Source organism: Bradyrhizobium sp. B124, assembly GCF_038967635.1.
GTDB lineage: Bacteria > Pseudomonadota > Alphaproteobacteria > Rhizobiales > Xanthobacteraceae > Bradyrhizobium.
The window spans coordinates 3875195-3894019 of sequence record NZ_CP152413.1; the positions used below are offsets into that span (position 1 = coordinate 3875195).

General features: G+C 66.5%; 19 protein-coding genes. 12 read left to right on the forward strand and 7 right to left on the reverse strand.

The features are described 5' to 3' along the window. Positions 1–32: 32 nt before the first annotated feature. Entirely contained in the window at positions 33–563 is a 531-nt protein-coding gene (gene petA / locus AAFG13_RS18630) for a ubiquinol-cytochrome c reductase iron-sulfur subunit (RefSeq protein ID WP_342712933.1), read from the reverse strand. A gap of 277 nt (positions 564–840) precedes the next feature. On the opposite strand from petA, the gene AAFG13_RS18635 reads away from it, so the two are divergent. The 6 genes from AAFG13_RS18635 to AAFG13_RS18660 all read left to right on the forward strand — a co-directional run bounded on the left by AAFG13_RS18635 (position 841) and on the right by AAFG13_RS18660 (position 4367). Then, complete coding sequence (locus AAFG13_RS18635; protein ID WP_212315570.1) at positions 841–1311, forward strand: tRNA (cytidine(34)-2'-O)-methyltransferase; 471 nt, start codon at positions 841–843, stop codon at positions 1309–1311. 10 nt (positions 1312–1321) lie between these two features. Continuing rightward, positions 1322–1954 (forward strand): 7-carboxy-7-deazaguanine synthase, encoded by a 633-nt coding sequence (gene queE, locus AAFG13_RS18640; RefSeq protein WP_342712934.1) that lies wholly within the window; start codon positions 1322–1324, stop codon positions 1952–1954. A gap of 27 nt (positions 1955–1981) precedes the next feature. Continuing rightward, the gene (locus AAFG13_RS18645; protein WP_092126881.1) at positions 1982–2347 is read left to right on the forward strand and encodes a 6-carboxytetrahydropterin synthase; all 366 of its coding nucleotides are present in this window, start codon (positions 1982–1984) and stop codon (positions 2345–2347) included. Between the two features lie 2 nt (positions 2348–2349). After that, positions 2350–3246: an oxygen-dependent coproporphyrinogen oxidase gene (gene hemF, locus AAFG13_RS18650; RefSeq protein ID WP_342712935.1), complete on the forward strand. Its 897-nt coding sequence runs from the start codon at positions 2350–2352 to the stop codon at positions 3244–3246. Continuing rightward, a complete protein-coding gene (locus tag AAFG13_RS18655; RefSeq protein ID WP_342712936.1) occupies positions 3237–3977 on the forward strand; it encodes an HAD family hydrolase in 741 nt (246 codons plus the stop codon). Before hemF ends, AAFG13_RS18655 begins: the two co-directional genes overlap by 10 nt. A gap of 138 nt (positions 3978–4115) precedes the next feature. Next, entirely contained in the window at positions 4116–4367 is a 252-nt protein-coding gene (locus AAFG13_RS18660; RefSeq protein ID WP_229164830.1) for a DUF2158 domain-containing protein, read from the forward strand. A gap of 66 nt (positions 4368–4433) precedes the next feature. Here AAFG13_RS18660 and AAFG13_RS18665 read toward each other — a convergent pair whose 3' ends face one another. From AAFG13_RS18665 to AAFG13_RS18685, 5 genes are read right to left on the reverse strand one after another with little or no spacing between them, the layout of a single operon-like run. After that, positions 4434–5198: a sulfite exporter TauE/SafE family protein gene (locus tag AAFG13_RS18665; protein ID WP_342712937.1), complete on the reverse strand. Its 765-nt coding sequence runs from the start codon at positions 5196–5198 to the stop codon at positions 4434–4436. Next, positions 5195–6451 (reverse strand): CCA tRNA nucleotidyltransferase, encoded by a 1257-nt coding sequence (locus AAFG13_RS18670; RefSeq protein WP_342712938.1) that lies wholly within the window; start codon positions 6449–6451, stop codon positions 5195–5197. Before AAFG13_RS18670 ends, AAFG13_RS18665 begins: the two co-directional genes overlap by 4 nt. Next, positions 6448–6711, reverse strand: coding sequence for a DUF6111 family protein (locus tag AAFG13_RS18675; protein ID WP_212315578.1), 264 nt, complete (start codon positions 6709–6711; stop codon positions 6448–6450). Before AAFG13_RS18675 ends, AAFG13_RS18670 begins: the two co-directional genes overlap by 4 nt. After that, on the reverse strand, positions 6708–7379 hold the full coding sequence (locus AAFG13_RS18680; protein WP_092124541.1) for a CoA pyrophosphatase: 672 nt from the start codon (positions 7377–7379) through the stop codon (positions 6708–6710). Before AAFG13_RS18680 ends, AAFG13_RS18675 begins: the two co-directional genes overlap by 4 nt. Further along, complete coding sequence (locus tag AAFG13_RS18685) at positions 7376–8032, reverse strand: DUF1285 domain-containing protein (RefSeq protein ID WP_342712939.1); 657 nt, start codon at positions 8030–8032, stop codon at positions 7376–7378. Before AAFG13_RS18685 ends, AAFG13_RS18680 begins: the two co-directional genes overlap by 4 nt. Positions 8033–8261: 229 nt before the next feature. On the opposite strand from AAFG13_RS18685, the gene AAFG13_RS18690 reads away from it, so the two are divergent. The 6 genes from AAFG13_RS18690 to AAFG13_RS18715 all read left to right on the forward strand — a co-directional run bounded on the left by AAFG13_RS18690 (position 8262) and on the right by AAFG13_RS18715 (position 18299). Continuing rightward, entirely contained in the window at positions 8262–9266 is a 1005-nt protein-coding gene (locus tag AAFG13_RS18690) for a MoxR family ATPase (protein WP_176533166.1), read from the forward strand. Then, entirely contained in the window at positions 9266–10207 is a 942-nt protein-coding gene (locus AAFG13_RS18695; RefSeq protein ID WP_342712940.1) for a DUF58 domain-containing protein, read from the forward strand. Before AAFG13_RS18690 ends, AAFG13_RS18695 begins: the two co-directional genes overlap by 1 nt. Further along, positions 10207–13017: a DUF4159 domain-containing protein gene (locus AAFG13_RS18700; RefSeq protein WP_342713357.1), complete on the forward strand. Its 2811-nt coding sequence runs from the start codon at positions 10207–10209 to the stop codon at positions 13015–13017. The genes AAFG13_RS18695 and AAFG13_RS18700 overlap by 1 nt, the downstream gene beginning before the upstream one ends. Before the next feature lie 147 nt (positions 13018–13164). Next, positions 13165–15228: a hypothetical protein gene (locus tag AAFG13_RS18705; RefSeq protein WP_342712941.1), complete on the forward strand. Its 2064-nt coding sequence runs from the start codon at positions 13165–13167 to the stop codon at positions 15226–15228. 164 nt (positions 15229–15392) lie between these two features. Continuing rightward, positions 15393–15815: a DUF2946 family protein gene (locus AAFG13_RS18710; RefSeq protein WP_212315588.1), complete on the forward strand. Its 423-nt coding sequence runs from the start codon at positions 15393–15395 to the stop codon at positions 15813–15815. A 123-nt stretch (positions 15816–15938) separates the two neighbouring features. Continuing rightward, positions 15939–18299 (forward strand): TonB-dependent receptor, encoded by a 2361-nt coding sequence (locus AAFG13_RS18715; protein ID WP_342712942.1) that lies wholly within the window; start codon positions 15939–15941, stop codon positions 18297–18299. Between the two features lie 184 nt (positions 18300–18483). On the opposite strand, the gene AAFG13_RS18720 is transcribed toward AAFG13_RS18715, so the two are convergent. After that, positions 18484–18801, reverse strand: a complete 318-nt coding sequence (locus AAFG13_RS18720; RefSeq protein WP_092124536.1) for an EthD family reductase — start codon at positions 18799–18801, stop codon at positions 18484–18486. Between the last annotated feature and the right edge of the window lie 24 nt (positions 18802–18825).

Below are 18825 nucleotides of genomic sequence, written 5' to 3' on the forward strand. Positions count from 1 at the left end.
AGGGGAAGCCGAAATCCCGGAGGGTCCGGGACTTAGCCGATCTGGATTTTGGTGTCGGTAAGGAAGGCGTAGGGCGGCACCGGCAGGTTGGCGGGCGCCGGCCCCTGGCGAATACGACCGGAGGAGTCGTACTGCGAGCCGTGGCAGGGGCAGAAGAAGCCGTCGTAATTGCCCTCATGGGCGATCGGGATACAGCCGAGATGGGTGCAGATGCCGATCACGACCAGCCACTGGTCGTGGCCTGCCTTGACGCGGGCCGAATCGAGCTGCGGATCGGGCAGGCTCGAGAGCGCCACGCTCTGGGCCTCCTGGATCTGCTTCTTGGTGCGATGGCTGATGTAGATCGGCTTGCCGCGCCAGAAGACCTTGATGTCCTGGCCCTCGGCGATCGGCGTCAGATCGACCTGGATCGGCGCGCCGGCCGCGATCGTCGCGGCATCCGGGTTCATCTGGGCAACCAGCGGCCAGACGGTCGCGGCTGCGCCGACGACGGCGGCAGCTCCGGTTGCAACAAAGAGAAAATCACGGCGTGTCGGATGGTCCGCCGAAGACGCTGTCGTCACGATTCCTAGCCCTTTCTTTTCTGCAGCCGGTGGAACCGCCCCGGAGACGCAGAACGCGCCCCAAGAAAGGCTGCCGGCGCCCGCGGCCCCCGCGGCGGCAGAAAACCACTATTCCCCACCCCAAATGGCGGAACAGCAGTCCAGAATCGTTCTATTGGCACCCTTGCCGGACGAGCGCAAGCCCGCTATCGGCTCGCACACGTGCAATGCACGAAATCCGCGCCAAGCGATGTTTTATTGAGACAATTTCATCCGGATTTCACAGGTCGCCCGCACCATGCAGATCGCGCTGTTCCAGCCCGACATCCCCCAGAATACAGGGACGATTCTGCGCCTCTGCGCCTGCCTGGACGTGGCAGCCCATATCATCGAACCGGCAGGGTTCGACACCTCGGACCGGAATTTCCGCCGGGCGGGTATGGACTATCTCGACCATGTGCGGTTGAAGCGTCACGACTCATGGTCGAAATTCGAGGAATGGCGGGCCGAGGCCGGATGCCGGCTGGTCCTGTTCACGACCAAGGCGGCGAAATCCTATCTTGATTTCGCGTATACGGCCTCCGATGTCCTGCTTTTCGGGCGCGAAACGGCAGGGGTGACCGAGGCGGTCGTGGCCGCCGCGGATGCGCGGCTGCTGATTCCGATCAAGCCGTCCCTGCGCTCGCTCAATGTGGCGGTCACCGCGGCCATGGCAGTCGGAGAAGCGCTGCGACAGACCGGTTCAGGAATTGCCGGTTCGGTAACTTAAGGGATTTTTGGTGAGCTACGCGGTCAAGGAGATCTTTCTCACCCTGCAGGGCGAAGGCGCCCATGCGGGCCGGGCCTCCGTGTTCTGCCGCTTCGCGGGCTGCAACCTCTGGACCGGCCGCGAGCAGGACCGCGCCGGGGCAGTCTGCCGGTTTTGCGACACCGATTTCGTCGGCACCGACGGCACGCTCGGCGGCCGCTATGCCGACGCAGCCGAGCTTGCCGGCACCATTGCCGCGCAATGGACCGGGGGCGAAGCCGACCGCTACGTGGTGCTGACTGGCGGCGAGCCGCTGCTGCAGGTCGATACCGCCCTGATCGAAGCCCTGCACGGCCACGGCTTTGCGATCGCGATCGAGACCAACGGCACCATCGCGCCGCCCGACGGGCTCGACTGGATCTGCGTCAGCCCCAAGGCCGCATCCGAGCTTGTGGTGCGCAGGGGGCACGAGCTCAAGCTGGTCTATCCGCAGCCGGAGAACGCGCCGGAGGATTTTGCGGGGCTCGCCTTCGAGCGCTTCTCGCTGCAGCCGATGGACGGGCCCGACGTGATCGAGAATACCGAGCTTGCGATCGCATACTGCCTGAAGCACCCGCAGTGGCGCCTCAGCGTGCAAACGCACAAGACGCTCGGCATCAGGTGAACTGACAGAACTGGATTGTTGAACGAGATGTGGGAATTGACGAAAGCGTTTCGGTTCGAGGCTGCGCATGCGCTATCCGGAACGACCTTTGGCACTGCCAGCGAGGAGATCCACGGTCACTCGTTTCGAGCCGAGGTTACCGTCCGCGGCACGCCCGATCCGAAAACCGGGATGGTGGTCGATCTCGGCCTGCTCGAACGCGCCATGGCCGAGGTGCAGAAGACGCTCGACCACAAGTTCCTCAACAAGATCGAGGCGATCGGTGTCCCGACGCTGGAGAATCTCTCACGCTTCATCTGGGAGCGGCTGCAACACGCGGGCAAGCTGACCCGCGTCAGCGTCCATCGCGACAGCTGCAACGAGAGCTGCACCTATTTCGGCCCGCAAGGTTAGCCATGCTGCCAACAGACCCCGCCATCATCGAAGACCGCAAGGCGCGTGCGCGCAGCTGGTTCGAGGCGCTGCGCAACGAGATCTGCGCGGCCTTCGAGACGCTTGAGGACGACGCCCCCGCAGCGCTCTACCCCGGCAATGCCGGCCGGTTCGCGCGCACCCCCTGGGATCGCACCGACCATACCGGCAAGCCCGGCGGCGGCGGCGTGATGTCGATCATGAAGGGCCGGCTGTTCGAGAAGGTCGGCGTGCACTGCTCGACCGTGCATGGCGAATTCGCTCCCGAATTCCGCGCGCAGATTCCCGGCGCCGCCGACGATCCACGATTTTGGGCCTCCGGCATTTCGCTGATCGCGCATTTGCGCAATCCGAACGTGCCCGCCGTGCACATGAACACCCGCTTCGTCGTCACCACCAAGGCCTGGTTCGGCGGCGGCGCCGATCTGACGCCGGTGCTGAACCGGCGGCGCACCCAGGAAGACCCCGACACGGTCGCCTTCCATGCCGCGATGAAAGAGGCCTGCAGCGGCCCGAACGGCGTCGCCGACTACGACAAGTACAAGAAATGGTGCGACGACTATTTCTATCTGCCACACCGCAAGGAAGCCCGCGGCGTCGGCGGCATCTTCTATGACTGGCACGACAGCGGCGACTGGGAGGCCGATCTCGCCTTCACCCAGGACGTCGGGCGCAGCTTCCTGAAGATCTATCCCGACCTGGTGCGGCGCAATTTCGAAGCCGACTGGAGCGCGGAGGATCGCGACGAGCAGCTGATCCGCCGCGGGCGCTATGTCGAGTTCAACCTGCTCTATGATCGCGGCACCATCTTCGGCCTGAAGACCGGCGGCAATGTCGATTCGATCCTGTCGTCGCTGCCGCCGGAGGTGAAATGGCCGTGACCAAGCTGCCGCGCGCGATGCTGATCGACATGGATGACACCATCCTGTCGGCCTATGGACGTCCCGAGATCGCCTGGAACACGATCACCACCGAATTCGCCTCGGAGCTCGCGCCCCTGCCCCCGGAGATGGTCGCGACCGCGCTGCTGGCCTATGCACGGCAATTCTGGTCGACCGCCGAGCCGATCTGGCGGATCAAGCTCGGCGAGGCACGCCGGCTCACCGTGAAGGGCGGCTTCGCTCAGCTGGCGGCGGCTGGCCACCGTGCGTTGCCGGACGATCTCGCGGACCGCATCGCCGATCGCTTCACCGCCTATCGCGAGGAGGAGATGTTCATCTTCCCCGGCGCGCATGAAGCGATCGATACATTCAAGGCGCTCGGCATCAAGCTCGCGCTGGTCACCAACGGCGCCGCCGACATGCAGCGCGCCAAGGTCGAGCGCTTCGCGCTCGGCCATCGCTTCGATCACATCCAGATCGAGGGCGAGCACGGCTTCGGCAAGCCCGAGGAGCGCGCCTATCTGCACGCGATGCAGGCACTCGGCGTCACCGCGCCTGATACCTGGATGATCGGCGACAATCTGGAGTGGGAAGTCGTGGCGCCGCAGCGGCTTGGGATCTATGCGATCTGGATGGACGTGCACGGCGTCGGGCTGCCGCCGGGATCGACGATCAAGCCCGACCGCATCATCCGCTCGCTGACCGAACTGGTTCCGGCCGCGCCGAAATAACGCAGCTTCTGTTTTCAGAGCAGATCCACCGCGCCAGGCGCCGGCCGTGATCGCACTGTCATCACCGGTCGCTAGCTTGCCGTCCGCGTCATCCAGCGCGGAGGGATAATCATGGAACTGAAACCAGGCGATGTCGTCATGCTGAAATCCGGCGGCCATCCGATCACGGTCGTGGAGGTCGACGAAGACAAGGTCGAGTGCCTGTGGATGGGCACGGACGGCGACCTGTTTCGCGAAACCCTGCCGCTCGTCGCACTCGAGTCGGCCGAAATCGATCCGGAAGACGATGAAGAGGAAGACGACGAGGACGAAGACAACGACGAGGAAGAAGAGGACGACGAAGACGAGGACGACGACGGCGACCGCAAGAAGAAGCGTAAGGCGGCTTGACAAGGCTGCGTGAGATTCAGGCGATGCTGCCCGGCGCGCCGCCGGCAGCATCGCCACCGCTTCTGGTCAGAATGCGCGCAGCGCGCTCGAGATCATCACCACGCCGCCGGTGATCACGGCGGCATCGAGGATCGCGGTGTGGATATGCACCGGCATCCGCTCGACAAAGGCCTTGGCCAGGAACGCGCCGGGAATGGCGACCAGGCCGATCAGGAGCGCAAGCGCGAGCACCTGCGCGGTAATGACGCCGGTCAAACCGAACACCGAGATCTTGACCGCGGCACTTGTGAGCGAGATCACCGCATCGGTTGCGATCACAGCGGCGCCCTCGAGGCCCGCCGCCATCAATAGCGACAGCAGGATGACGCCCGAGCCCGCGGTGCCGCCGACCACGATGCCATAGCCGACAGCGCCGGCCGCAAGGCCGCGCTCACCGATCCTGACGCTGTGCTTGCGCAGCAGCCGCCTGAGCGGGACGCTCAGGATCAGCATGCTTCCGATCACGAGCGCGGCGCCGACGCTGGTCAGCCGCGTATAGCCGTACGCGCCAAGCGCCGTAGAGAATAGCGCCGCCGCGATCACGATGATCGCCTTGCGGCGGTCCGCAAATCTGACAAAGGCGACAAAGCGGCTGGAATTGGTGAAGATCGAAGAGATCGCAATGATCGGCACGACCGGCTCGGCGCCGACCATCGGCACCAGCACCAGCGGCATCAATGCGCCGGTGCCGTAGCCGGCGAGGCCTCCGATCACGGAAGCAAACAGGGCAACGGCTGCGACAAGAAATATTTGAAGGAGCGAGATGTCGGAGAAGCCGGAGAGAAAGTTCACAGTCGATGATCGCGGGTGAAACGAGAAACGGTCTGGTCGGCGATGCCAGACAGCACCTGCGGATCCAGCGGGAAATCCGCGGCAAGCCAAGCATCCTCGGCCAAGGTCAGTACATGCCCCAGCGCCGGTCCCTCGGCAATCCCGCGCGCGATGAAATCCGACGCCCTCAAGGGAAAGTGAGGGGCGCGCCAGCGTTGCGGCAGCGTGGCGAGCGCGTGCCACTGCTCGACGTCGCGGTTCGCGCCGGTTCGTGCCCAGGCGAGCAGCAGCCGGTCGCGATAGGGCTCCTCGTCGAGCCGGTAGAGCCTGCGCTTGGCACGCGCCTCGTCCATGCCGGGCAGGCGCCACCAGCGATGGCCCATTGAGTCGAGCGCCTTGGCCTCGGCGTTGGAGAGCCGCAGCCGGCTCGCGATCCGCCGCGCGTCCTCGGTCACGGCGACCGTCAGCGCAGCCAGCCTGCGCGTCGCACTCGGCTTAAGCGCCATCAGCTGCTCGATCTCGATCATCGCCGCGAACGGCCCGGTATAGGCGACGCCGCCGAACAGCGGCAGCAGCAATCCGCCATCGCCCATCGCGACCACCGCGCCGGCGGCGCCGTTCGCGACCACGAGCTTGAGCATCTCCATCCGGATGCGCTCGGCCGAGAGGCCGGCAATCCCGGCGCGCCCGCTGATACAGGCGAGGTAGCCGGCGCGATCGACCTCGCCTGCGCCATAGGCGGCGTGGAAACGGAAGAAGCGCAGGATGCGCAAATAGTCCTCGGCAATCCGCTGCGCGGGATCGCCGATGAAGCGCACGCGCCTCGCCTCGATGTCGGCGAGACCGCCGACGTGATCATGCACGACGCCGGAGGCGTCGACCGACAGGCCATTGATGGTGAAGTCGCGCCGCTCGGCGTCGCGCACCCAGTCGCGCCCGAACGCCACCTTGGCCTTGCGGCCATAGGTCTCGGTGTCCTCGCGCAGCGTCGTCACCTCGAAGGGATGGCCGTCGACGACCAGGGTCACCGTGCCGTGCTCGATGCCGGTCGGCACGCTCTTGATGGCCGCCCGCTTGGCACGGCGGATCACCTCCTCCGGCAATGCGGTGGTGGCGATGTCGATGTCGGCGAGCGGAATCCGCATCAGCGCGTTGCGCACGGCACCGCCGATCACCCGCGCTTCCTCGCCGGCGGCATTGAGCAGGCCGAGCACGCGCGCCGCGGGCCCCGAAGCGAGCCATGGCGCGTCGGACAACAGGCGCACCTCGCTCATTTCTCAGCTCCCGGCACCAGCCTGCCGTTCTCGATATGGGCGGGAACGTAGGTGGAGTTCGGCGGCGCGCCGGTCAATTCGGCGAGCAGCACGAAGCTCACGATGACCAGCACCAGCGCCGCCAGCGTCAGCTTCGCGATCATGTCGAGCGGCCAGGACGTCGGCAGCGTCACGCCGGACCGCGTCGCGATGAGGAAGATGGCATAGACCGCGAAAGGGATCAGGAAGATTCCGACCTCGGTCAACACCGTGCGGATCATGACAGATAGATCCGCTCATACAGCACCCGCAGGATGCCGGCGGTCGCGCCCCAGATGTAGCGCTCGGCGAACGGCATCGCGTAGTAGGACCGGTCCATGCCGCGGAATTCCTTGGTGTGGATCTGATGGTTCTCGGGGTTCATCAGGAAAGCGAGCGGCACCTCGAACGCATCGACGACCTCGGCCTCATTGATCTCTAGGGTAAATCCCGGCTTCACCCTGGCGACCGTCGGCAGGATGCGGAAGCCGAACGCGGTGCCATAGAGGTCGAGATAGCCGACAGGGTCGATGAATTCCCGCTTCAGCCCGACTTCTTCACAGGCTTCGCGCAGCGCCGCATCAAGCGGCGAGGCATCGGTGGCGTCGATCTTGCCGCCGGGAAACGAGATCTGACCGGCGTGGCTCGACAGATTGGGCGAACGCTGCGTCAACAGCACGGTCGGCTCGGGATGATCGACCACCGGGATCAGCACCGCGGCCGGCCGCACCGGCTGCTCCTGTGCGACGATCTCGAGCATGCGATCGTTGCCGGAATCTCCGGTGCGCGGAATGATATGCGGATCGACCAGACCCGGCGGCACTTCGAAATCGAGCCGCGTGCGGGCTCGCGCGAAGAATTCCGTCGAGCTGATCGTCGCCGGCTTCACCTTCAGCAACGGCTCGTTCAAAGTGCGCCCCTCACCTGGCTGGCATCGGCCATCGCGAAAAACTCGCCGCCGGACTCGATGCCGAACATCTCCTGACCATCGACCATCCGCTCCTCGCCCATGTCAACCAGATCGTAGTAGAGCGCGCGGGTGACTTTGGCCCACAGGTCGGCGCGGACATGCAGATAGGGCGTCAATCCGCCATCCGCGGCAGCCTCGAATCTGAGGCCGTGGCCCTTCTCGCAATCGACCCAGTCGTCGACATTGGTGCGGAACCGGAGCAAACGGCCGCGCGCGTCTTCCTCCGTCTGCATTTCCACCGCAAGGAACGGCGCGTCATCGACGCGGATGCCGACCTTCTCCACCGGTGTCACGAGAAAGTGCTTGCCGTCCTCGCGCTTCAGGATCGTGGAGAACAGCCGCACCAGCGCGGGGCGTCCGATCGGCGTTCCCATGTAGAACCAGGTGCCGTCGGGCGCGATTCGCATGTCGAGATCGCCGCAGAACGGCGGATTCCATAGATGAACCGGCGGCAGGCCCTTGCGTCCGGCTGGACCCGATGTCGCGGCCTGATTGGCGGCAGTGGTCAGCCCTTCGAGGCCCTTGCCTCCGAGGGCCTTGGTTTCGAGCCCCGTAGTTTCACTGCCGGAATCGCTCTGCCCTTGCTTCGCCATTGTTTGCCCTGAAGTTTCCAACCCTCAATCTGGCACATTTGGTGCACGTATCCTGAGATGTGGTCGGGATGTCATTCTCGCCACATCGTGATGCCGTTCATACCCTGAAATACCGATAAGGTGGGGATAGTTTAATTCAACGAATACATGGCCTTCGCATAGGTTTAGCATGCAGCCCATGTGGTGACGACGCGAGAATCGAGCGCATCGTCAAGAAGGAGCGGATCGAATGGCCGGTGCAGACAGCGTCGAAAAACTGGAAGATGTGATCGTCCGCTCGGCCGAGCAGGTCGCGGGCCAGATCAAGGCTGCCAAGGAAGCGGTCGCCACCGTCATCTTCGGCCAGGACCAGGTGATCGAAAACACCCTGGTGACGATCCTGTCCGGCGGCCACGCGCTGCTGATCGGCGTCCCCGGCCTCGCCAAGACCAAGCTGGTCGAGACGCTCGGCGTCACGCTCGGGCTCGACGCCAAGCGCATCCAGTTCACGCCCGACCTGATGCCATCGGACATTCTCGGCGCCGAAGTGCTCGACGAGAGCTCCGCCGGCAAGCGTTCGTTCCGCTTCATCTCGGGTCCGGTGTTCGCGCAGCTCCTGATGGCCGACGAGATCAACCGCGCCAGCCCGCGCACCCAGTCGGCGCTGCTGCAAGCCATGCAGGAGCAGCACATCACCATTGCCGGCGCGCGGCACGATTTGCCGAAGCCGTTCCACGTGCTCGCGACGCAGAATCCGCTCGAGCAGGAAGGCACCTATCCGCTGCCCGAGGCGCAGCTCGACCGCTTCCTGATGGAAATCGACGTCGACTATCCCGATCGCGACGCCGAGCGGCGCATCCTGTTCGAAACCACCGGTGCCGATGAGACGCTCGCCAAGGCGTCGATGGACGCCGAGACGCTGATCACCGCGCAACGCCTGGTGCGCCGCCTGCCGGTCGGCGATTCCGTGGTCGAGGCGATCCTGACGCTGGTGCGCGCCGCGCGCCCCGGCACCGAGGGCGGCGAAGCCGGCAAGCTGATCGCCTGGGGACCCGGTCCCCGCGCCAGCCAGTCGCTGATGCTCGCGGTCCGCGCCCGCGCGCTGCTTGACGGCCGGCTCGCGCCGTCGATCGACGACGTGCTCGATCTCGCCGAGCCCGTGCTCAAACATCGCATGGCGCTGACCTTCTCGGCGCGCGCCGAGGGCCGCACCATTCCTGACGTGATCAAGCAGCTGAAGACGCGGATCGGTTGATGGCGGCAGACAACAGGCACCAGAACGAGGAGATCCTGGCGGTTCGACGTGCCGATGGCGAAAGCCGAACGCTCGCCGCATCGCTGCCGCGTCTTGTGCTTGAGGCCCGCCGTGTCGCCGCCAACGTCATCCATGGCCTGCATGGCCGCCGCCGCGCCGGCTCGGGCGAGAATTTCTGGCAATACCGCCGCTTCGTATCCGGCGAGCCGTCGCAGCGCGTCGACTGGCGCCGCTCGGCACGCGATGACCATCTCTATGTCCGCGAGCAGGAGTGGGAGGCCGCACACACGGTGTGGATCTGGCCCGACCGCTCGCCCTCGATGGCCTTTGCCTCGCGCGAGGCACGCGACAGCAAGCTGGAGCGCGGACTGATCGTCGCCTTCGCGCTTGCCGAGCTGCTCGTTGCGGGCGGAGAACGCGTCGGCATTCCCGGCCTGCTGAACCCGACCGCAAGCCTCAACGTGATCGACAAGATGGCGGAAGCGATGTTGCACGACGAGAAGACGCGCGCGAGCCTGCCGCCGTCCTTCGTGCCGTCGTCGCTGGCCGAAGTCGTCGTGCTGTCGGATTTCTGGTCGCCGATCGCAGAGATCACGACCATGCTGGCCGGGCTCGCCTCGTCGGGCGCGCACGGCACGATGATCCAGGTCGTCGATCCCGCCGAGGAGAGCTTTCCTTATTCGGGCCGCGTCGAATTCGTCGAGCCGGAGGCCGGCAGCGTCATCACCGCGGGCCGCGCCGAGAGCTGGGCGAGCGACTATGTCGCGCGCGTCGCGCTGCATCGCGACCAGATCCGTGCCGAGACCAACCGGCTCGACTGGCTGTTCTCGACCCACACCACCAGCCGCTCCGCGGCCGAACTGCTGCTGTTCCTGCACGCCGGCATGATGGTGAGCAAGGGCGGCGGCCGCTCAACCGTCAAGGCGGGACGCAGCGCATGATCGCAGGCCTCCCGCTCTCCTTCGCCGAACCATTGCTGCTATTGGGGCTGGTCAGCCTGCCGGTGCTGTGGTGGCTGTTGCGTGTGATGCCGCCGCGGCCGCGCCGGATCGAATTCCCGCCGACGCGGCTGCTGTTCGACATCGCGCCCAAGGAGGAGACGCCGTCGCGCACGCCGTGGTGGCTGACGCTGCTGCGGCTCGCCGCCGCCGCGCTGGTGATCTTCGCCGCCGCTGGGCCGATCTGGAATCCGCAGACCGGCGTTGCCGCCGGCAAGCAGCCGCTGGTGATCCTGCTCGACGACGGCTGGAGCGCGGCCTCGAGCTGGGATGCGCGGATCAAGGCCGCGGACGAGCTCGTCACCAATGCCGACAGCGACCGCCGCGGCGTCGCGCTGGTGCCGCTGTCCGAGCCGACGCGCGACATCACGCTGATGCCGGCCGGCGCCGCGCGCGTCGCGCTGCGCCAGCTTGCGCCAAAACCCTACTCGGTCGACCGCGTTGAAACCCTGGCGACGCTGGAACGTTTCCTCAAATCGACTGGCGACTGCGACATCGCCTGGCTGTCCGACGGCGTCGACACCGGCCGCGGCAGCGAATTCACCGAAGGTCTCGGCAAGGTGATCGAGAGCCGCAATCTGACGATCTATGCCGGCGGCGCGCAATCCGCGCAGGCGCTGGTCGCGGCCGAGAACGCCGCCGCCAAGATGACGGTGAAGGTGCTGCGCACCGAGAGCGGCATCGCGGCTGGTACGGTGCGCGCCGTCGACGCCAAGGGCTCGCCGATCGGCGAGGCCCGCTACGCATTCGGCCCGCAGGAGCGCGAGACCGAAGCCGCCTTCGATCTTCCGGTCGAATTGCGCAACGACATCGCGCGGCTCGAAATCTCCGGTGAGCATTCGGCCGGCGCCGTGCAGCTGCTCGACCGGCGCTGGCGCCGCCGCGCCATCGGCGTGGTCTCGGGCGCGAGCAACGACACCGCGCAGCCGCTGCTGGCCTCGACCTTCTATCTCTCCCGCGCTCTGTCGCCCTTCGCCGACGTCAGGCTCGGCGATCGCGGCGCGCCGCAGCAGGTGATCGGGCAATTCCTCGACCAGCGGCTGCCGATGATCGTGATGGCCGATGTCGGCACGCTGTCGCCGGAGATCCGCGACCGGCTCAATGCCTGGATCGAGCAAGGCGGCGTGCTGGTGCGCTTCGCAGGCCCTCGCCTCGCCCAGGCCGATGACGACCTCGTTCCCGTCAAGCTGCGCCGCGGCGGACGCACGCTCGGCGGCAGCCTGACCTGGGAGAAGCCGCAACATATGGCCTCGTTCGCCGCCGACGGCCCGTTCACTGGCCTCACCGTGCCGAAGGACATCACCGTGAGCCGCCAGGTGCTGGCCGAGCCCGACGCCGTGCTCGCGACCAAGAGCTGGGCCTCGCTGGAAGACGGCACGCCGCTCGTCACCGGCGAGCGTCGCGGCAAGGGCGTGGTCAGCCTGTTCCACGTCGGCGCCGACATGCGCTGGTCTGACCTGCCGATGTCCGGCACTTTCGTAGAGATGCTTCGCCGGCTGATCGACATGTCCGGCTACACCTCGAAGCCCGGCCCTGGCGTCGCCAGCGATCCCAACGCCGAGACGGTGGCGCCGCTGCGCACGCTCGACGGCTTCGGCGCCTTCGGCCCGCCGCCGTCGACCGCCAAGCCGATGTCGGCGGACTATCGCGACCGCGGCACAGCGGACCATCCGCCCGGCTTCTACGGCACCGCCGAGAGCCCGATCGCGGTCAACACGCTGGCCTCCGCCGACCGCATCGCGCCGCTCGATACCTCCGGCCTGCGCGCGAAGCATGCGACCTACACCAATACCGAGCCGCGTGACCTGCGCGGCATCATGCTGTCGACGGCGCTGGCGCTGTTCCTGCTCGATGCGATCGTGGTGGCGATGCTCGGCGGCGGCCTTGCCGCGCTGATCCGGCGGCGCGCCGCGCCGGCGGTGCTTGCCTTGGCCTTCATCCTTGCCACCATGATGGTGCCGTCGCCGACGCGCGCCCAGAACGCCAGCAGCGATGACTTCGCCATCAAGGCGGTGTCGCAGACGCGGCTGGCCTATGTCGTGACCGGCAATGCCGACGTCGATTCCATCGTCAAGGCCGGGATGTCCGGCCTGACGTTGTTCCTCGGCCAGCGCACCGCACTGGAAGCCGGCGATCCCGTCGGCATCGATCCCGCGCGCGACGAGCTGGCATTCTTCCCGCTGATCTACTGGCCGATCGTGCCGGGCGCGCCGAAGCCGGCGCAGGACGCCATCAACAAGATCGACGCCTACATGAAGCAGGGCGGCACCGTGATCTTCGACACCCGCGACGCCGTCGAGGCGCCGCCGGGCGACAATGGCGCGTCGCAGACGCCGGGCATGCAGACGCTGCGCGAATTGCTGTCGACCCTCGACGTGCCCGAGCTCGAGCCGGTGCCGCGCGAGCACGTGCTGACCAAGACGTTCTATCTGCTGCGCGACTTCCCCGGCCGCTTCAACTCGGGCCAGACCTGGGTCGAGGCGCTGCCGCGCGAGGATGACGAGGAAGCCGCACAGCGCCCGGCGCGTGGCGGCGACGGCGTCTCGCCGATCATCATCACGTCCAACGATCTCGCCGGCGCCTGGGCGATCCGTCCCGACGGGCAGCCGATGCTGCCGCTGACCCCGGGCGAGCCGCGCCAGCGCGAATTCGCCTTCCGCGCCGGCGTCAACATCGTGATGTACACGCTGACCGGCAACTACAAGGCCGACCAGGTGCACGCGCCTGCCCTGATCGAGCGGCTGGGACAATGAGCACCACCGTCATCCTGAGGTGCGAGCCTTGCGGCGCAATTGCGCCGCTGGGCGAGCCTCGAAGGATGGCCGCAAACACATCCTTCGAGGCGCGCCGCAAGTGCGACGCGCACCTCAGGATGACGCCAACTTCGCTGGGTGGATAAAATGAACTACGGTATCGCGTTCACACCGCTGGTTCCCTCACTCGTGCTGTGGATCGCGCTCGGCGCGATCGTCGTCATCGCGGCACTGCTGCTGCTGTCGCGCGCGCGCGGCGCCGCGGTGCGTGTCGCTGCGCTGGCGCTGATCCTGCTTGCGCTGGCCAATCCCTCCTTCACCCGCGAGGACCGCGAGCCGCTGACCTCGGTCGCCGCCGTGGTGATCGACAAGAGCCCGAGCCAGAATTTCGGCACCCGCACCCAGGAGACCGACAAGGCACGGCAGGCGCTGGTCGACAGCCTGAAGCAGGTCAAGGGCCTCGAGGTGCGCGTCGTCGAGGCCGGCCAGGCCGACGGCGAAACCGACGGAACAAAGCTGTTCGGCGCGCTGACGTCGGCACTGTCGGACGTTCCGGTCGAGCGCGTCGCCGGCGCGTTCATGATCACCGACGGCCGCGTGCACGATATTCCCGCCAACGCCCAGGCGCTCGGCTTCCAGGCGCCGGTGCACGCCTTGATCACCGGCCGCAAGGACGAGCGCGACCGCCGCATCGCGATCACGGCCGCACCGCGCTTCGGCATCGTCGGCCAGACCCAGACCATCACCTACCGGCTCGACGACCAGGGCGTCACCGGCGAGCGCGCCAAGGTCACGATCCGCCGCGACGGCGAGGTGATCAACGAGCGCACGCTGAGCAGCGGCCAGACCTCGAGCGTCGACATCGACATCAAGCATGCCGGTCCCAACATCGTCGAGATCGAGGCCTCGCCGCTCGAGAACGAGTTGACGCCGGTCAACAACCGCGCCGTGGTGGCGATCGACGGCGTGCGCGACAAGCTGCGCGTCCTGCTGGTGTCCGGCGAACCGCATGCCGGCGAGCGTACCTGGCGCAACCTCTTGAAGTCCGACCCCAGCGTCGATCTCGTGCACTTCACCATTCTTCGCCCGCCGGAGAAGCAGGACGGCACGCCGATCAACGAGCTGTCGCTGATCGCGTTTCCGACCCGTGAGCTGTTCCAGCAGAAGATCAACGAATTCCAGCTGATCATCTTCGACCGCTACGCCCGCCAGGGCGTGCTGCCGATCGCCTATTTCGACAACATCGCGCGCTATGTCCGCTCCGGCGGCGCGGTGCTGGTGTCGGCCGGTCCCGATTACGCCTCGACCACCAGCATCTGGCGCACGCCGCTGGATTCGGTGCTGCCGGCCGAGCCGGTCGGCGTCACCGAGAAGCCGTTCTACGCGCATCTGAGCGATGCCGGGAAACGTCACCCGGTGACGCGCGGGCTGGAAGGCTCGAATGCCGAGCCGCCGCATTGGAGCCGGTTCTTCCGCACCGTCGACACCCGCAACGCGATCAACCCGCCGGTCATGACCGGCGCCGACGGCAAGCCGCTGCTGCTGCTGTCGCGGTTCGGCGAAGGCCGGGTCGCGCTGCTGCTCTCCGACCATATCTGGCTGTGGGCGCGCGGCTATGAAGGCGGCGGACCGCATCTCGATCTGCTGCGGCGGGTGTCGCACTGGCTGATGAAGCAGCCCGACCTCGACGAAGAGGCGCTGCGCATGCAGGTGCAGGGCAAGGATCTCATGGTGGTGCGGCAGACCATGGCCGACACCGTCGCGCCGGTCACCGTGACGTCGCCGAGCGGCGCCACGCATGAACTGACCTTGACCGCGGGCGATCCCGGCGAGTGGCGCGCAACATTGCCCGCGAGCGAGCTCGGCCTGTGGCAGGCCACCGACGGCACACTGAAGGCGCTGATCAATGTCGGCCCGACCAACCCGAAGGAATTCTCGGAAGTCACCTCGACCACCGACATGCTGAAGCCGCTGGCGCAGGCGACCGGCGGCGACGCGCGGCGCATCGTCGACGGATCGAGCCTCGACATGCCGCGCATCGTGCCGGTGCGCGCGTCGACGATCTTCCGCGGCGACGGCTGGCTCGGCGTCAAGATGCGCGACGCCAGCGTGGTCAAGGGCGTCGGCGTGCTGCCGATGTTCGCCGGCCTGGTCGGCCTGCTGCTGTTGCTCGGCGCATTCGCGGCAACCTGGCTGCGTGAGGGACGCTGAGTCCGGTCGGGGCTCGCGTCTGCGTTGCGGCAAACACACACCGGCAACACATCGACACAGTGTGTCTGAACGTTGGTTGACATCGCGTCCGCCATCCGATGTTATAATGTAACATCGGGACCGCTGGGGTATTCGCGCGCTCCCGACTGGGTGGGCGCTATCGCATGAAGTGGTTCCGGAGGCGCATCAAGACTGGCTCGCGGCTGGCGCTGTTCGCGCTCGCCGTCCAGTTCGTGCTGTCGTTCGGGCACTTCCACCCCATTGCGGCCGTGCAAGCGGCGCCCGCAGTCCAGACCGGCCTGTCGCTGCTCGATCTCGCCTATATCGGGACCTCGGCGACGCCGGACCTTGCGGTCCAGGTGAACGGGACCGCGCCGCCCACGAGGCACGACAACGACCGGCATCCGGCGGATCATTGCGCAATCTGCACCGTCATCTCGCTCGCGAGCAGCATGCTGTTCACGGCGCCGCCGGTGCTGTTGCTGCCGGAAGCCGTCGAGCTTCTGTTCCGCACCACCAATGCCGAATTCGTCCATCTGAAGTCGGCGCCTGCGGCCTTCCACTCCCGCGCACCTCCCTTGTCCTGACATCGACTGATTGCTGCACGCCCTGAGCGGACGGCCGCGCCACAGTTGCGGCCTGCTCCGCCAGGGCAAATCGGGATCGATCCGTCATTTCGACGGGCCTGGATCAGGACTTGGATCGGGACAATGACACTTCAGAAGAAACGAGCACTCCACATTGGAGGCGCGAGCTGGCTGCTGCTCGGCGCAATGCATGGCGGCGCGCTGGCCGACGACACGCCGACGCAACTCCCTGACATCACGGTAACGGCGCCAAGCCCGATCCAGCGGCATCGGACCGTGCCCACGCGCGCGCCGGTTCATGTCGTCCGGGCTGCACCTAGCCGCAACCGCGAACGCGCCCCAGCCGCGCAACCCGCGCAAGCAGCGCCGGCACCGCAGCAGGGCGTGCTGCCTGTCGTCACCGACCAGTTCGCAACGGTCACCGTGGTGCCCAACGAGGAGCTGCGGCGCTCCGGCGGCGCGACGCTGGGCGATCTCCTGTTCTCGAAGCCCGGCATCACCGGTTCGAGTTTCGCACCCGGCGCATCGAGCCGGCCGATCATCCGCGGCCTCGACGTCAACCGCGTCGGCATTGTCGAGAACGGCCTCGGCGGCGGCGGCGTCTCGGATCTCGGCGAAGATCATTTTGTGCCGATCGATCCGTTCTCGACCAACCAGATCGAGGTGGTACGGGGACCTGCCGCGTTGCGCTACGGCTCGACCTCGATCGGCGGCGTGGTGAGTGCCACCAATAACCGGATTCCCGACGCGATGCCGACCTGCGCGGCGACGCCGTTCCAGAGCTACGGATTGCCGGTGAAGGCGCCGCTGGCCGACAGCGCCGCGCCCGGTTGCCTCAATGTCGAGACCCGCACGTCGGTGAGCTCGGTCAATCGCGGCGTCGAGGGCGGCATGCTGCTGGACGCCGGCGGCAACAATGTCGCCGTGCATGCCGATGTCTATGGCCGCACCAGCAGCGACTACAGCATCCCGAGCTATCCGTATCTGTTCGATCAGACCCGGCCGGTGAACGGCCGCCAGCCGAACTCCGCGACGCAGTCGGACGGTGCCTCGGTCGGCGCGTCCTATTTCTTCCAGGGCGGCTATATCGGCGCGTCGATCACCCAGAACGACTCGCTCTATCACATTCCGGGAATCGACGGCGCCGATCACCAGACCCGGATCGACGCGCACCAGACCAAGATCGCCGTCAAGGGCGAGTACCGGCCCGATGCTGCTGCGATCGACGCCGTACGGTTCTGGGTCGGCGCAACCGACTATCGCCACAACGAGCTCGGCCTCGCCGATCCGACCGACCTGTTCAGCGACGGCGTGCGCCAGACCTTCACCAGCAAGGAGCAGGAGGCCCGCGTCGAGGTGCAGATGATGCCGTTCAACGCGCGCTTCGCCACGGTGACCACGGCGTTCGGCCTGCAGGGCGGACACCAGGAGCTGACCGCGCCGAGCCCGGACAACCCAGGCGCACTGTTCAACGGCCTATGGAGCCCGAACAACAACAACCGTATCGCGGGGTATGTTTTCAACGAGTTCAAGTTCACGGATTCGACCAAGGCGCAACTCGCCGGCCGCATCGAGCATGTCGACCTGCACGGATCGACGCCGGATTTCCCGGCGGACTTCCTGCCCGACGGCGCGCCGCAAAGCTCGGTCGCGCGCAATCCGTCCTACACGCCGGTCAGCGGCAGTGTCGGGCTGATCCAGAACCTGCCCGGCGACCTCGTCGGCAGCATCACGGCGCAATATGTCGAGCGTGCGCCGAAGCCCGCCGAGCTGTTCTCGCGCGGCGCGCACGATGCGACCGCGACCTTCGACATCGGCAATCCGAACCTGACCATCGAGACCGCGAAATCGGTCGAGGTCGGCCTGCGCAAGGCGACCGGCCCGTTCCGCTTCGAGGCCACCGCCTACTACACCCGCTTCAGCAATTTCATCTATCGCCGCCTGACCGGGGTGATGTGCGGCAGCGATTTCGATTCCTGCGGCAATGGTGATCCCAACAACGAGGGCCGCCAGGCGGTCTATTCGCAGCGCGATGCCATCTTCCGCGGCGCCGAATTCCAGAGCCAGCTCGACATCGGCCCGCTCAACGGCGGCATCTGGGGCATCGAGAACCAGTTCGACGTGGTGCGCGCCACCTTCACCGACGGCAGCAACGTGCCGCGGATTCCGCCGGTGCGGCTCGGCGGCGGCGTCTACTGGCGCGACAGCAACTGGTTCACCCGCATCAACCTGGTGCACGCCTTCGCGCAGAACGACATCGCGGTCATCGGTGAGACCCCGACCGCGGGTTACAATCTGCTGAACGCGGAGATCACCTACAACACCAAGCTCAATCAATCATGGATCGGTGCGCGCGAGATGACGCTTGGTCTGGCCGGCAACAATCTGCTCAACCAGAACATCCGCAACTCGGTGTCCTACACCAAGGACGAGGTGCTGATGCCGGGCCTCGGCGTGCGGGCCTTCGCCAATCTGAAGTTCTGAGACAAGCGTATCCCTCTGCCATCAGCGGCAGAGGGATCAATGGTCGCGTAGCCCGGATGGAGCGCAGCGCAATCTGGGGACGCTGCGCCCGCGGCGGAACTGATCCCGGATTTCGCTTCGCTCCATCCGGGCTACAAGCGTCTCTGACGCGAGCGGAGTCGCGAGATTCGCTCGATCGAAAGGATCAGTGGCCGACGACGACTTCGCTGATCTGGATCACCGGCTGCAGATCGGTGTAATTCGGAATGTCGCCCATGATCTCCTGGGCGTGCTTGCCCATGCCGGCCGCGAAGGCCTCAACCGAGTCGCAGAAGATGTGGCACATCCCGACATAGGTTGCGGGCGTCCCCGGTGCGCCGCCGGCGAGACCCTTGTCGACGGTGTAGTATTTGCAGGCGTCGCCGAGGCGCGCCTTCACCAGCGGCATGTGCTTGTCGCGATAATACTCGTGGTCAAAGCGTGCGCCTGGATTGTTCGGATACATCACACTGACCTTGATCATGGCGCGCACTCTCCCTGTTGATAT

Bases quoted from the DNA above. Each gene is read 5' to 3' on its own strand.
- AAFG13_RS18635 (WP_212315570.1), top strand. From the start codon at position 841: ATGCAGATCGCGCTGTTCCAGCCCGACATCCCCCAGAATACAGGGACG.
- AAFG13_RS18645 (WP_092126881.1), top strand. From the start codon at position 1,982: ATGTGGGAATTGACGAAAGCGTTTCGGTTCGAGGCTGCGCATGCGCTA.
- hemF (WP_342712935.1), top strand. From the start codon at position 2,350: ATGCTGCCAACAGACCCCGCCATCATCGAAGACCGCAAGGCGCGTGCG.
- AAFG13_RS18655 (WP_342712936.1), top strand. From the start codon at position 3,237: ATGGCCGTGACCAAGCTGCCGCGCGCGATGCTGATCGACATGGATGAC.
- AAFG13_RS18660 (WP_229164830.1), top strand. From the start codon at position 4,116: ATGCTGAAATCCGGCGGCCATCCGATCACGGTCGTGGAGGTCGACGAA.
- AAFG13_RS18670 (WP_342712938.1), bottom strand. From the start codon at position 6,451: ATGAGCGAGGTGCGCCTGTTGTCCGACGCGCCATGGCTCGCTTCGGGG.
- AAFG13_RS18675 (WP_212315578.1), bottom strand. From the start codon at position 6,711: ATGATCCGCACGGTGTTGACCGAGGTCGGAATCTTCCTGATCCCTTTC.
- AAFG13_RS18685 (WP_342712939.1), bottom strand. From the start codon at position 8,032: ATGGCGAAGCAAGGGCAGAGCGATTCCGGCAGTGAAACTACGGGGCTC.
- AAFG13_RS18690 (WP_176533166.1), top strand. From the start codon at position 8,262: ATGGCCGGTGCAGACAGCGTCGAAAAACTGGAAGATGTGATCGTCCGC.
- AAFG13_RS18695 (WP_342712940.1), top strand. From the start codon at position 9,266: ATGGCGGCAGACAACAGGCACCAGAACGAGGAGATCCTGGCGGTTCGA.
- AAFG13_RS18705 (WP_342712941.1), top strand. From the start codon at position 13,165: ATGAACTACGGTATCGCGTTCACACCGCTGGTTCCCTCACTCGTGCTG.
- AAFG13_RS18710 (WP_212315588.1), top strand. From the start codon at position 15,393: ATGAAGTGGTTCCGGAGGCGCATCAAGACTGGCTCGCGGCTGGCGCTG.
- AAFG13_RS18715 (WP_342712942.1), top strand. From the start codon at position 15,939: ATGACACTTCAGAAGAAACGAGCACTCCACATTGGAGGCGCGAGCTGG.
- AAFG13_RS18720 (WP_092124536.1), bottom strand. From the start codon at position 18,801: ATGATCAAGGTCAGTGTGATGTATCCGAACAATCCAGGCGCACGCTTT.